This is a genomic window from Rhodopseudomonas sp. NSM (assembly GCF_052445935.1).
GTDB lineage: Bacteria > Pseudomonadota > Alphaproteobacteria > Rhizobiales > Xanthobacteraceae > Rhodopseudomonas.
In genome coordinates this window covers 324587-337988 of sequence record NZ_JBQTCH010000002.1, presented here as the reverse complement: position 1 = coordinate 337988, position 13402 = coordinate 324587, and the positions used below count along the sequence as shown (strand labels likewise).

Genomic DNA, 13402 nt, shown 5'->3' with positions numbered 1-13402 from the left:
CATGAACAGGCGTGATTTTACCAAATTTGGTCTGATGGCGGGCGCGATCGGCATCGGCGGCATTCCGCTCGGCGTGACGCGGGCGGAGGGGCAAACCCGCGGCGGAACGCTTAACACCATCATCCAGCCGGAGCCGCCGATCCTGGTCACCGCGCTCAATCAGCAGCAGCCGACGCTGACGCTCGGCGGCAAGATCTACGAGAGCCTGCTGCGCTATGATTTCGATCTCAAGCCGCTGCCGGGACTGGCGCAGTCCTGGGAGGTGTCGCCGGATCAGCTGACCTACACCTTCAAGCTGTTTCCCAATATCACCTTCCACGACGACACGCCGCTGACGTCGGAAGACGTGGTGTTCTCGGTGATGAAGGTGCTGATCGAGAATCACGCGCGGGCCCGTAGCACGTTCTCGCGGGTGGAGAAGGCCGAGGCGCCGGATCCGCTCACAGTGGTGTTCAAACTGAAGGCGCCGTTCGCACCGTTCCTGACGGCGTTCGACTGCACCACCGCGCCGATCGTGCCGAAGCACATCTACGAGGGGACCGATTTCCGGAAGAACCCGGCGAACGCGCGGGCGATCGGCTCGGGTCCGTTCAAGCTGAAGGAATGGGTGCGTGGCTCGCACGTTCACCTCGTCAAACACGAAGGCTATTATCGCCCCGGCGAGCCTTATCTCGACGAGATCATCTACCGCGTGATCCCGGATTCGGCGTCGCGCTCGGTTGCGCTGGAGCAGGGCACGGTGCAGCTCACGCAGTGGTCGGACGTCGAGATGTTCGAGGTGCCGCGGCTGACGAAGATGCCCAACCTGACGATGACCACCAAGGGCTACGAGTTCTTCGCGCCGCATACGTGGCTCGAATTCAACACCCGGATCGCGCCGATGAACGACAAGCGGTTCCGGCAGGCGGTGATGTATGCGATCGATCGCAAGGCGCTGCTGTCCCGCATCTATTTCGGTCTCGGCAAGGTCGCGACCGGCCCGGTATCGTCGAAGACGAAGTTCTACGACAAGAACGTCAAGACCTACGACTACTCGCTCGACAAGGCGAAGGCTCTGCTCGACGAAATGGGCCTGAAGCCGGGCCCCGACGGCAAGCGCGTGACGATTCCCTATCTGGTGCCGCCCTACGGTGAAACGCATCAGCGGACCTCCGAGTTCCTGCGCCAGTCGCTGTCCCGCGTCGGCATCGACCTGCAACTGCAGGGCATCGATATGGCCGGTTGGGCCGACAAGTTCAGCAACTGGAACTTCTCGATGACGGCGACGACGGTCTATCAGTTCGGCGATCCGGCGCTCGGCGTGTCGCGGACTTACGTGTCGTCCAACATCCGCAAGGGCATCCTGTTCTCCAACACTTCCGGCTATTCCAATCCCGAGGTCGACCGTCTGTTCGAGGAAGCCGCGGTCGCGACGTCGGAATCCAAGCGCCAGGAGCTGTACAGCGAGGTTCAGAAGCTGCTGGTCGAGGACGTGCCGGTCGCCTGGCTGCTCGAGATCGACTATCCGAACTTCATGGACAAGCGGCTGAAGAACGTGGTCACCACCGCGATCGGTGTACACGACACCTTCGGTACGGTCTCCTTCGGATGAGAGCGCTGGCGCAGTCGATCGGCGACAATCCCGGCGTGGCGGTCGCTCTGGCGGCCCTGCAATGGGCGGTGCGCCTGGTGGCGGTGGTGCTGGTCATCGCCACCTTCAACTTCGTGCTGGTTCACGCCGCACCGGGCGATCCCGCCCAGGTGATGGCGGGACAGAGCGGCGCGGCCGACGAGGAATTGCTGCGCCAGCTCCGCGCCGAATACGGTCTCGACAAGCCCTATCCGGTCCAGCTCGCGATCTACCTGAAGCGGATCGTGACGCTGGACCTCGGCTATTCCTATCGCCAGCAGCGCTCCGTGCTGTCGCTGATCGGCGAGCGCCTGCCGGCGACGCTGCTATTGACCTGCAGCGCGTTCCTGCTGTCGCTCGCTGTCGGCGTCTCGCTCGGCACGCTGGCCGGGGTGCGGGCCGGCAGATGGTCGGACACGGCGCTGACGATCGTCTCGCTGTTCCTCTACGCCATGCCGGTGTTCTGGCTCGGCCTGATGCTGGTTCTGCTGTTCTCGGTCCATCTCGATTGGCTGCCGGCGTTCGGCTACGTCACTATCGGCGTGCAGATGACGCCGCTCGAACGGGCCCGCGACATCGCCGCGCATATGGTGCTGCCGGTGGTGTCGCTCGGCGCGGTGCATCTGGCGATCTATGCGCGGCTGATGCGATCGGCGGTGATCGATGTGGCGCATCAGGACTTTATCAAGACGGCGCGCGCCAAAGGTCTGAAGCGCGGCCAGATCATCATCCACCATATGCTGCGCAATGCCGTGCTGCCGGTGGTCACCGTTGCCGGGATGCAGGCCGGCACGCTGGTCGGCGGCGCGGTGGTGATCGAAACTGTGTTCGCGTGGCCGGGTCTCGGCCGATTGACCTTCGATGCCGTGCTGCAGCGCGACTATCCGTTGATGCTCGGCATCTTCCTGGTGATGTCGGTGATCGTCATCGCACTGAATCTCCTCACCGACGCGATCTACCGGATTGTCGATCCGCGTGTCTCCCTGCGTGCGGCGTCCTGAGCGGAGCTTGTAATGGATAGGCTGAAGGCGTTCCTGCGCCATCCCACCGGCGTGATCGGTCTCGTGATCCTGGTCGGCGTCGTCGTCCTCGCGGCGGCTGCGCCCGCGATCTTTCCCGATGATCCATGGGACATGGTGGCGGCGCCGTTTCAGCCGCCTGCGAGCGAGGGACTGCCGCTCGGATCGGACATGCTGGGGCGCAACGTCGCCGCCGGCATCGCCTATGGCGCGCGGGTGTCGCTCACCATCGGCATCGCCTCGACGCTGGCGGCGTTGTGCATCGGCGTGGTGATCGGCGCGATTGCCGGTTACTTCGGCGGCAAGGTCGACGAGCTGATGATGCGGATCACCGAGCTGTTTCAGACCATTCCCGGCTTCATTCTCGCCATTCTGCTGGTCGCGACGATCGGGCCGACTTTGACCAACGTGATCATTTCGATCGGCGCGGTGAGCTGGCCGCCGCTGGCGCGGCTGACGCGCGCCGAGTTTCTGCGGCTGCGCGGTCGCGAATTCGTGCAGGCCGCGGTCTGCCAGGGCCAGGCGCCGATGGCCGTGGTGCTCCGCCACATCCTGCCCAATGCGATTTCGCCGATCATCGTCACCGGATCGCTGACGATTGCGACGGCGATCCTGATCGAGAGCGCACTCAGCTTCATGGGGCTCGGCGATCCCAATCAGATGTCCTGGGGGCTGATGATCGGCGCGTCGCGCACGGTGATCCGCCAGGCGTGGTGGATGAGCGTGTTTCCAGGCATCGCGATCCTGCTCACCGTTCTGGCGATCAACCTGGTCGGCGAGGGCCTGAACGACACGTTGAACCCGCGCATTTCCAGAAAGGCGCGCAACGCATGAGCGACGATATCCTGCTGTCCGTCGAGAATCTGTCGGTGGCGCTGCCGCATGGCGGCGATCGCAGCCATGCGGTCGCGGACGTGTCGCTGAGCGTGCGCCGTAACGAGATCGTCTGCCTGGTCGGGGAATCCGGTTCGGGCAAATCGATCACCGCGCATGCGGTGCTGCGGCTGCTGCCGCCGAATCTCGAGATCGGCGCCGGCGCCATCCGGTTTCGCGGCGCCGACCTCGCTCACGCCGATGAGGACGCGATGCGCGGACTGCGCGGCGGCGCGATCTCGATGATCTTTCAGGAGCCGTTGAGCGCGCTCAATCCGCTGGCGCGGGTCGGCGACCAGATCGCGGAAGCGATCCGCATTCACGCGAAGCCGCGCCCGACCCGGGCCGAACTCGACGCGCGGGTGCTGGAGCTGATTTCCGCGGTCGGCCTGCCGGAGCCGTCGACGCTGGTCCGCAGCTATCCGTTCCAGCTCTCCGGCGGTCAGCGGCAGCGCGTGATGATCGCGATGGCGATGTCGAACAACCCGGCGCTGCTTCTCGCCGACGAGCCGACCACGGCGCTCGACGTCACCACCCAGAAGCAGATCCTGGCGCTGATCCGGAAATTGCAGGCCGAGCGCGGCATGGGCGTGCTGTTCATCACCCATGATTTCGGCGTGGTCGCCGATATCGCCGATCGCGTGGTGGTGATGCGGAACGGCCGCGTCGTCGAACAGGGCAGCGTCGACGAGGTGCTGCGGCGGCCGACCGACGACTACACCAAGGCGCTGATCGCCGCGGTGCCGGGCTCGCGGCCGGCGTCCGGGACCTTCCGCGGGATCGAGGGCGAAGCGTTGCTCGACGCGCAGGGGCTGAACAAGACCTTCGTCACCGGGCAGGGGCTGTTCCGGCCGGACCGGACGGTGGTGGCGGTGCGCGACGTCGCGCTCAGCCTGCGTCCGCGCGAGACGGTGGCGGTGGTCGGCGAATCCGGCTCGGGCAAATCGACGCTCGGCCGGATCATCATGCGGCTGATCGATCCCGATGCCGGCGCGATCGAATTCGGCGGCGTCGATCTTCTCGAGCTGCGGGGAAGCCGGTTGCGGGCGATGCGCCGCAAGGTGCAGATCGTGTTTCAGGATCCCTACGCGGCGCTCGATCCGCGCCAGAAGGTCGGCGACGCCATCGCGCGCGGGCCGATGGCCTATGGGGCGCCGCCGGCGGAGGCGGTCGCCGATGCGAAACGGCTGCTGGCCCGGGTCGGCCTCGAGCCCGGCGCGGCCGAGCGCTATCCGCACGAATTCTCCGGCGGCCAGCGGCAGCGCATCTGCATCGCGCGCGCTTTGGCGCTGAAGCCGCTGGTGCTGGTGGCGGACGAGGCCGTGTCCGCGCTCGACGTTTCGGTGCAGGCGCAGATCCTGGCGCTGCTGGCGGAGCTGCGCGAGGAAATGAACCTCGCGATGCTGTTCATCACCCATGATCTGCGGGTCGCGGCCGAGATCGCCGACCGGATCGTGGTGATGCGCCGCGGCGAGATCGTCGAGCAGGGCGAGACCCGCGCGGTGTTCACCGCGCCGCAACACGCCTACACCCGCGCGCTGCTCGATGCGATCCCGGGCCGCAGCCTGTTCGCCGGCCCGCACGCCGCTCCGGCCCCCGGCGCGATGATCGCCTGACCGCGGCGGATCGGCCCGCCCAGCAGCAGCGGCGGCGTGATCGAGGGCCACGGCTTCGAGGGCCACGGCTGCGCGATCCCGCGGCGCGCATGCGCCCGGGCTTTGCCAGAAACGTTCCGCCCTCTGCGACGAGAGGGCGTGCGGAACGCCGGACGCTCGACGCGTCCATGGCCTCGTGTGCAAAAGTAAAAAGCACACGAGTTAGCAACCACGGTCACGCCGGAATCATCCGGCGTTCCGCACGCGATGGTGTTAACGGCCTGGTTCGCGAAGACCCCCGGTGGGCGACCCTGAGTGATCCACCGTTGCGGGAGGCTGACGCACCGTCCTCGCCGGCGGTCAGGCCGGCGCGGCTTGGCGCTGCTCCCTGCGCAAGGCGATGCGCCGGGATATCGCGACTTCGGCCGTCCGCGTTCGGCGTGGCCGTCAGTTTCGTCACCCTCGCCAGGGTTACCCCCGGCGCGATCGGAAACTCGAACGCCGCCCGCGTCCACCGCCTCCCGCCCCGCGGATCGTGACGATCGCGAAACGCCCCTCTCGATGGGGCGGGATGAGCGTGGGTATACTATCCTATAGGAATTTTGTCAAGAGGTGCGGTGCGGACATTTTCGCGCGTTGTCATTCCGGGGCGCCGCGCAGCGGCGAACCCGGAATCCATAGCCCCTGGCGTCGCTCAAGCGCGTCGTGCTTCACCGCGAGTCCAGGGGCTATGGATCCGGGCCTGCGCTGCTGCGCAGCGCATCCCGGAATGACGGCGGCGCGCGGGCTTGACCGCGCCGGCGCGAGCGCCAACAACAGCCGCCGGACTGGCGTGGACGAACCGGAGCAGGGCGATGCCGCATCTCGTGATCGATTACTCGGGCGAAGATCTCGGCCGCGACCGCATCGCGCCGATGATGGACGGGCTCGCCGTCGCCGCCGCGGCGACCGGGGTGATGCACGCCGCCGACATCAAGATCCGCGCCCGCGGCTTCGACGACTATCTCGTCGCCGGCCGGCGCGACAGCTTCGTCCATCTCGCCGTGTACCTGCTGGCCGGCCGCACCCCGGAGCAGAAGGAGGCGCTCAGCATCGCGCTGCGCCAGACTCTCGTCGAGCACTGCCCCGACATCGTCAGCCTCAGCGTCGACATCCGCGACATGGACCCGGTGGCGTACAAGAAGCGGTTGAAGGGGGCGTAGTCCGGAGCCCGTGTAGGGTGGGCAAAGCGAAGCGTGCCCACGCGCAGCGTCTCCCGAGGTCGCGACCTCCGACGTCGGCACGGCGCTCCGCGCCTTTGCCCACCCCACGACGACGCGTCCTCGTCATTCCGGGGCGCGCGCAGCGCGAACCCGGAATCCATACCCCCCGGCATCAATGATCAACCGCGCCGTGTCTCATCGCGAGTCCAGGGGCTATGGACTCCGGGCCTGCGCTGCTCCGCAGCGCATCCCGGAATGACGATGAAGGGGGTTGTAAAAGCTGGTAAGGTGACGGTCCCGCATCCGAAGAAAGACCTGATCCGAAGAAAGACCTGCATCCGAAGATCGTTCGTTCGGTCACTCGGCAGGCAGGCCTGAAGGAGGTCCGGTGAGCGCAACGTCCGGCTATCTGGCGCTGGTCTACAAGGACCGCGACACGTCCTACGGCGTCGCCTTTCCCGACGTGCCCGGCTGCATCTCGGCGGGCGACACCTTCGAGCAGGCGATCGACAACGCCGCCGAAGCGCTCGGCGGTCACCTCGCGCTGCTGCGCGCCGACGGCGACCCGATCCCGCAGCCGCGCAGCCTCGAACAATTGCGCGACGATCCGGACTTCACGGCGGACGCCGCCGACGCCGTGGTGGCATTCGTCAGGCCGCAGGCGGCGAGGGCGGCGGCGGAGTAGTTTGGTGCGAAATTGTAGCGTGGGTTGAGCGCAGCGAAACCCACGGCAGCCAGAACGAAATGGGTTTCGCTTCGCTCAACCCATCCTACGCTTGCTGACCTGCGATCACGGGCAGGCTTCATGCAGAGCCAAGCGGGGCTCCGGGCTGCTCTCCGCGGGCATGAAACGAACCTCGCGTTCGCTGCTGTCTGATACAGCCGTGAGCCCGAACCGCCCGAGATATTTCAGGCCGAGGTAGTATCTGGAGGAGGGCGGATCAGTCGGGATGGGGCCGCCCGCATCGCCCGGCTGCAGCATTTCAAAACGGCGTCTTGCGCCGGGGTCGATGTCCTCGGCTTGTTGTCCCTTTGAGCGCAACTCGAACAGTCGTTTCGCGAGCGTTGTGAGCTTGGGAGAGCTGGTCCACTCGCAAGACCCGGGAGTAAGCCCGCGGCCCGGGATGAAGCGATAGAGATCATGGCCGATGCCGATATCATAACTCTGTCCGTCGTCGTGCGCGTAAACGACGGCTCCCGAACTGTAAGGCTTATCCCAGACCGCGATCCAATCCGTGGACGTGGAGGATTTGGGATCGCCGATCTGCGTCAACGTCATTTTCTCCTTCATGTCGGAGGGACCCCACGTCATCGTGTAGGTCATCTCGTAATCCGTCGACCCGAGCCTTGTCGTGACGGACCGCGTGGTCGTCCTGAACCAAGCCGCGTAGATGGCGGCGAGGACGAGGAAAACGACGAGGGCTCTGAGCGGAAGACCCATCAGCAACTGACTGCCACAGCATGTGTTCGGACGACCGGAGCGCCCGTCGGCATCCGACAGTAAACCTGTCGGGCTGATGAGTGAAGCGCCATCGGGGAGCAGCGTTTCAGCGAGATGAAGAGTCCCGGGTATCGCTGCGCTCACCCGGGCTACGCTTGCTGCCGACACCTTGGTGGCGTACGTCAGACCGCAGGCGGAGCGGGCGGCGGCGGAGTAGCATTGGCACGGGACTGTAGCGTGGGTTGAGCGCAGCGAAACCCACGGCAGCCGGAACGAAGCGATGGGTTTCGCTTCGCTCAACCCATCCTACGCTTGCTACCGGCTATGCTCGCTCAGAACGGAATGTCGTCATCCGTCTCGGACGGTCGAGCTGGAATTGTCTTGACGGTATCTTTCCCTGTGGGGCGCGGGGCGCTTAGTGTCATTGGGGGAGTAGATGGCGGCAGTAAGCGCGCGGCATCATCAGCAACTTTTGCTTCTCCAACCGTCCTCAGGATGTTGGTTAGTAGCTTGTTGGCAACTTCGGCCGAAGACCACAGCGCGCCTGGTGCGCCGGCAATCGTAATTGCAAGAGTTGTGACAGCCAACAAACTTAGACGCTTCTTATCCAACTCAGCCTCAAAGTCGGTCAAGCGGCGCAGTAGAACTTGGCGTTTTGCTTCATCCAAATCGCCAGCGTCTTCGATCAATTTTCGTAGGTGAAAAGCATATGTGCGGATAGAGTCCCTTACCTGAGGAGATATGGTGACGGAGTCTTTCTTTGATCGTGAACTGTTGTCGAGCAGGAGTTGGGTGAGATAGTGATCTAAGTCCTGCTTAAATTGACGATGCTCATCGTTGCCGAAATCGTTAACTCGCGGGACTGCGAGTGAGGCAAACGGTTCAATTTCATACTTTTTCGCAGCGGCAATTGCCACATTCATGAAGCCGAGACGCGCTTCATTCCTTTCGTCCCATCCAGCAGAATCCCCGTCATCTATACGAGAGACCCGCTCTCCAAGACGGCGTTGGGCAATCCTGACAAAAGTAACGAAAGCTGCCTGCGGATCGTCATCCGGAAGGTCGTCGATTTCGTCTTGGGTAAGAAAGTCAAAAATTATCATGATGTCGCCAAGCAAGCTAGACGATAGTGTGGATGGTGCGGTCCTGGCCGTGGCACGCCGCGCTCGACCCGTGCCTGTCCGATGGGCTAATCCTCCTTCCGCACACCCTTGAACGGCTTGCCGTCGGATTTTACATCCATGAATCGGCCCGTCTCGCTATCCCGTTTAACCCAAGTCTCAGTTTTGGTGTTGTACGTCTGCGAGCGATCTCTCACCGCGCCGTTGCGATGACCATCGCCTTTAGGTGGGTTAGTAGCCATAGCCTTTCTCCGAGTTGGTAAGTGAGTAGTTCGTGATTTGTTCTATTGTGTCAAGGGCGGCGAGTAGCCGCCGCCCTTCAACCTGTGGACTAGTAACTTAAGAACACCCCGTCGTGCTCCCGCACGTATCGCACTTCATACAAGTCCCGTTCCGCACCAGCGTGAAATTCCCGCATTCGCCGCAGGAGTCGCCCTCGTAACCCCGCGCCTTGGCTTCGGCGCGGCGTTCGGCTTTCGAGGCTGCGGGCTGGGTCGTGGCGGCGGCGCCGGCGCGGCTCCATTGCAGGGCTTCGAGCTTTTCGGTCGGCGACAGATCGTGCTCGGCTTCCTGCTTCAGCGCGGTAGCGCCTTCGAGGACGTCGCCGATGCGGGAGGTCGACTTGGCGTGGGTGTCCGGCTGCGAGTAGGCCATCTTGACCGGCGCCGAGCCGCCGTCGGGCGCGGCCGGCGCGCTGCGCATCACCACCAGATTGTCGGTGCGCGAGCGGGTCAGGCCCTTCGACAGATATTTGGTCGCGGCGTGCTGGCCCGGCGTGGAGCCTTCCGGCGCCTTGCCTTCGTCGACGCCCTTGCCGATGGCGTCGAAGCCGGTCTCGCTGGGATCGACATGGGCGAGGTCGAAGCGGCCCATGTAGCTGACGGCGAGTTCGCGGAACACGTAGTCGAGGATCGAGGTCGCGTATTTGATCGAGTCGTTGCCCTGGACCGGGCCGGCGGGCTCGAATCGCGTGAAGGTGAAGGCGTCGACATATTCCTCGAGCGGCACGCCGTATTGCAGGCCGAGCGACACCGCGATCGCGAAATTGTTGATGAAGGAGCGCAGTGCGGCGCCTTCCTTGTGCATGTCGATGAAGATCTCGCCGATCCGGCCGTCGTCATATTCGCCGGTGCGCAGATAGACCTTGTGGCCGCCGACGACCGCCTTCTGGGTGTAGCCCTTGCGGCGGTCCGGCATCTTCTCGCGCTCGCGCATCACCACGATGCGCTCGACCAGGCGCTCCACCACCTTCTCGGAGATCTGGGCGGTGCGCGCCGCCATCGGCTTCTCCATGAAGGCGTCGAGCGCGTCGTCGTCCTCGTCGTCGTCGGCGATCAGCTGCGAGTTCAACGGCTGCGACAGTTTTGAGCCGTCGCGATAGAGGGCATTCGCTTTCAGCGCGAGCTTCCACGACAGCATATAGGCGGACTTGCAGTCCTCCACCGTGGCGTCGTTCGGCATGTTGATGGTCTTGCTGATCGCACCCGAGATGAACGGCTGCGCCGCGGCCATCATCCGGATGTGGCTTTCGACCGACAGATAGCGCTTGCCGACCTTGCCGCAGGGATTGGCGCAATCGAACACGCTGTAGTGCTCGGCCTTCAGATGCGGCGCGCCTTCCACGGTCATCGCGCCGCAGATGTGGATGTTGGCGGCCTCGATCTCGCGCTTGGAGAAGCCGATCGCGGCCAAGAGGTCGAAGCTGGGCTGGGCGATCTGCTCGGCTTCGAGCTTCAGCGTCTCGCGCAGGAAGTCTTCGCCAAAGGTCCATTTGTTGAAGGCGAATTTGATGTCAAAGGCGGTCGGCAATGCGGCCTCGACTTTCGCCAGCGCCTCGTCGGTGAAGCCCTTGGCTTTGAGGGTCGAACGGTTGATCGCCGGCGCGTTGCTGAGCGAGCCGTGGCCGACCGCGTAGGCCTCGATCTCGGCGATCTGGTTTTCCGGATAGCCGAGGATGCGCAAGGCGGCCGGCACCGCGCGGTTGATGATCTTCCAGTAGCCGCCGCCGGCGAGCTTCTTGAACTTCACCAGCGCGAAATCGGGCTCGATGCCGGTGGTGTCGCAATCCATCACCAGACCAATGGTGCCGGTTGGCGCCACCACGGAGACCTGCGCGTTGCGGTAGCCGTGCAGCTCGCCGAGTTCGAGCGCGCGGTCCCACGCCGCTTTGGCATGCGCGATCGCTTCGGGGATCGGGCAGCCGGCATGGTCGAGCGGCACCGGCGCCACCGACAGCGCCTCATAGCCGCGGCTCTCGCCGTGGGCGGCGCGGCGGTGATTGCGGATCACGCGCAGCATGTGGGCGGCGTTCTTCTTGTAGCCGGGGAACGGGCCGAGCTTCTGGGCCATCTCGGCCGAGGTCGCATACGACACGCCGGTCATGATCGCCGACAGCGCGCCGCACAGCGCGCGGCCTTCCTTGCTGTCGTAGCTGAGGCCCATGGTCATCAGCAGGCCGCCGATATTGGCGAAGCCGAGGCCGAGCGTGCGGAATTCGTAAGACAGCTCGGCGATCTGCTTGGACGGGAACTGCGCCATCAGCACCGAGATTTCCAGCACCACGGTCCACAGCCGGCACAGATGCTCATAGGCGGGCAGGTCGAACACATTGGCGGTGGTGTCGTAGAAGGTCAGCAGGTTCGCCGACGCCAGATTGCAGGCGGTGTCGTCGAGGAACATGTATTCCGAGCACGGATTGGACGCGCGGATGTCGCCCGACGCCTTGCAGGTGTGCCAGTCGTTCATCGTGGTGTTGAAGTGCAGGCCGGGATCGGCGCTGGCCCAGGCGGCGGTGCCGATCTTCTCCCAGAGGTCGCGGGCCTTCAGCGTCTTCATCACCTTCTTGGTGGTGCGGCTGGTCAGATTCCAGTCGCCGTCGGTCTCGACCGCGCGCAGGAAATCATCCTTCAGCGATACCGAGTTGTTGGAGTTCTGGCCGGAGACGGTGAGGTAGGCCTCGCTATCCCAGTCGGTGTCGTAGATTGGGAAGTCGATCTCCTTGTAGCCCTGCTTGGCGTATTGGATGACGCGCTTGATCATCGCATCGGTGACCAGCGCGCGGCGCGCGATCTTGACCTCGCGGCGCAGCGCCGGGTTCTTGTCGGGATCGAAGCAGTCGTCGCCCGAGCCCTGGCAGTTGACGCAGGCCTTCAGGATCGCCTTGAGGTGCTTCTGGTTGAGCTTGGAGCCGGTGACGAGCGCTGCGACCTTCTGCTCCTCCTTCACCTTCCAGTCGATGTAGTTCTCGATGTCCGGATGGTCGGCGTCGACCACGACCATCTTGGCGGCGCGGCGCGTGGTGCCGCCGCTCTTGATCGCGCCGGCGGCGCGGTCGCCGATCTTGAGGAAGCTCATCAGGCCGGAGGAGCGGCCGCCGCCGGAGAGCTTTTCGCCTTCGCCGCGCAGGCGGGAGAAGTTCGAGCCGGTGCCGGAGCCGTATTTGAACAGCCGCGCCTCGCGCACCCACAGGTCCATGATGCCGCCCTCGTTGACGAGGTCGTCCTCGATGCCCTGGATGAAGCAGGCGTGCGGCTGCGGGTGCTCGTAGGCGGATTTCGACTTGGTCAGCTTGCCGGTCTTGTAGTCGACGTAATAGTGGCCCTGGCCGGGGCCGTCGACGCCGTAGGCCCAGTGCAGGCCGGTGTTGAACCATTGCGGCGAATTCGGCGCGACCATCTGCGACGCCAGCATGTAGCGCAGCTCGTCGTGGAACGCGCGGGCGTCGTCTTCCGACGAGAAGTAGTCGCCCTTCCAGCCCCAATAGGTCCAGCAGCCGGCGAGGCGGTCGAACACCTGCTTGGAGGAATGCTCGGAGACGAAGCGCTCGGCCTCAGGCAGGGCGGCGAGCGCCTCGGTGTCGGGCACCGAGCGCCACAGCCAGGACGGCACGGTCTCTTCCTCGACCTTCTTCAAGCGCGCCGCGACGCCCGCTTTCCGGAAATATTTCTGCGCCAGCACGTCGGAGGCGACCTGCGACCAGGCCTCGGGCACTTCGACATTCTCGAGGCGGAACACCACCGAGCCGTCCGGATTGCGGATCTCGCTCGTCGTCAGCCGGAATTGAATCGCCGCGTAGGGTGACTGGCCGTCCGTGGTGTAGCGCCGTTCGATCTTCATCTGATGCCCCGTTCTATGCCGGACCCCGTGGGCCCGAAAGTTGTTGGTCGCGAACCGTTCGGTTCGCCGTGCGAGCCGTGGTCCGGCCCTGTTCTGTCTCGGAGGCAGCGCCCGCGATTGCCTTCAACCGCGGCCCTGATCCTCTAACGCCCCACGCTTCAAAGCGAGCCGTTTTACGACCCGTCTTTTGCGCCCAAACAGCCGGTTTCGGGCACAGATAACCCCATACCCCGATGCCGTTCAGGCTTGTCGGAGGTGGTCGGCTCGGTACCCTTCTGGGAATGTCCGGCGGGACCAAAAACCCCCTCGCCGGACAGGCCCTGAAGCTAGGCCGACTCCGTCTGACCCGTCAAGCAATAGTGCGGGTTCCTGAATCAAATACTAAATATGGTGGAACTACGTGGAAAACAGGGGGCTCGGCCGCGT

The 13402-nt window shown here is 64.6% G+C and carries 9 protein-coding genes; 6 read left to right on the top strand and 3 right to left on the bottom strand.

Going from position 1 to position 13402, the window contains the following annotated elements; all coding sequences use genetic code 11:
* Position 1 precedes the first annotated feature (1 nt).
* From ACTZWT_RS05840 to ACTZWT_RS05815, 6 genes are all read left to right on the top strand, one after another.
* Positions 2–1591, top strand: coding sequence for an ABC transporter substrate-binding protein (locus tag ACTZWT_RS05840; protein WP_444768758.1), 1590 nt, complete (start codon positions 2–4; stop codon positions 1589–1591).
* Positions 1588–2610 (top strand): ABC transporter permease, encoded by a 1023-nt coding sequence (locus ACTZWT_RS05835; protein WP_444768757.1) that lies wholly within the window; start codon positions 1588–1590, stop codon positions 2608–2610. The genes ACTZWT_RS05840 and ACTZWT_RS05835 overlap by 4 nt, the downstream gene beginning before the upstream one ends.
* 12 nt (positions 2611–2622) lie before the next feature.
* Positions 2623–3462 (top strand): ABC transporter permease, encoded by an 840-nt coding sequence (locus tag ACTZWT_RS05830; protein ID WP_444768756.1) that lies wholly within the window; start codon positions 2623–2625, stop codon positions 3460–3462.
* Entirely contained in the window at positions 3459–5117 is a 1659-nt protein-coding gene (locus tag ACTZWT_RS05825; protein ID WP_444768755.1) for an ABC transporter ATP-binding protein, read from the top strand. The genes ACTZWT_RS05830 and ACTZWT_RS05825 overlap by 4 nt, the downstream gene beginning before the upstream one ends.
* 833 nt (positions 5118–5950) lie before the next feature.
* Positions 5951–6298 (top strand): 5-carboxymethyl-2-hydroxymuconate Delta-isomerase, encoded by a 348-nt coding sequence (locus ACTZWT_RS05820; protein WP_444768754.1) that lies wholly within the window; start codon positions 5951–5953, stop codon positions 6296–6298.
* 388 nt (positions 6299–6686) lie between these two features.
* Complete coding sequence (locus ACTZWT_RS05815) at positions 6687–6983, top strand: type II toxin-antitoxin system HicB family antitoxin (protein WP_444768753.1); 297 nt, start codon at positions 6687–6689, stop codon at positions 6981–6983.
* Between the two features lie 105 nt (positions 6984–7088).
* On the opposite strand, the gene ACTZWT_RS05810 is transcribed toward ACTZWT_RS05815, so the two are convergent.
* The 3 genes from ACTZWT_RS05810 to ACTZWT_RS05800 form a co-directional block, all read right to left on the bottom strand.
* A complete protein-coding gene (locus ACTZWT_RS05810; RefSeq protein WP_444768752.1) occupies positions 7089–7622 on the bottom strand; it encodes a hypothetical protein in 534 nt (177 codons plus the stop codon).
* A 449-nt stretch (positions 7623–8071) separates the two neighbouring features.
* Positions 8072–8857, bottom strand: coding sequence for a hypothetical protein (locus ACTZWT_RS05805; RefSeq protein WP_444768751.1), 786 nt, complete (start codon positions 8855–8857; stop codon positions 8072–8074).
* Between the two features lie 342 nt (positions 8858–9199).
* On the bottom strand, positions 9200–12976 hold the full coding sequence (locus tag ACTZWT_RS05800; protein ID WP_444768750.1) for a vitamin B12-dependent ribonucleotide reductase: 3777 nt from the start codon (positions 12974–12976) through the stop codon (positions 9200–9202).
* Between the last annotated feature and the right edge of the window lie 426 nt (positions 12977–13402).

Excerpts from the sequence above, each read along its gene's own strand:
- ACTZWT_RS05840 (WP_444768758.1), top strand. The coding sequence starts at position 2 with ATGAACAGGCGTGATTTTACCAAATTTGGTCTGATGGCGGGCGCGATC.
- ACTZWT_RS05835 (WP_444768757.1), top strand. The coding sequence starts at position 1,588 with ATGAGAGCGCTGGCGCAGTCGATCGGCGACAATCCCGGCGTGGCGGTC.
- ACTZWT_RS05830 (WP_444768756.1), top strand. The coding sequence starts at position 2,623 with ATGGATAGGCTGAAGGCGTTCCTGCGCCATCCCACCGGCGTGATCGGT.
- ACTZWT_RS05825 (WP_444768755.1), top strand. The coding sequence starts at position 3,459 with ATGAGCGACGATATCCTGCTGTCCGTCGAGAATCTGTCGGTGGCGCTG.
- ACTZWT_RS05820 (WP_444768754.1), top strand. The coding sequence starts at position 5,951 with ATGCCGCATCTCGTGATCGATTACTCGGGCGAAGATCTCGGCCGCGAC.
- ACTZWT_RS05810 (WP_444768752.1), bottom strand. The coding sequence starts at position 7,622 with ATGACCTACACGATGACGTGGGGTCCCTCCGACATGAAGGAGAAAATG.
- ACTZWT_RS05800 (WP_444768750.1), bottom strand. The coding sequence starts at position 12,976 with ATGAAGATCGAACGGCGCTACACCACGGACGGCCAGTCACCCTACGCG.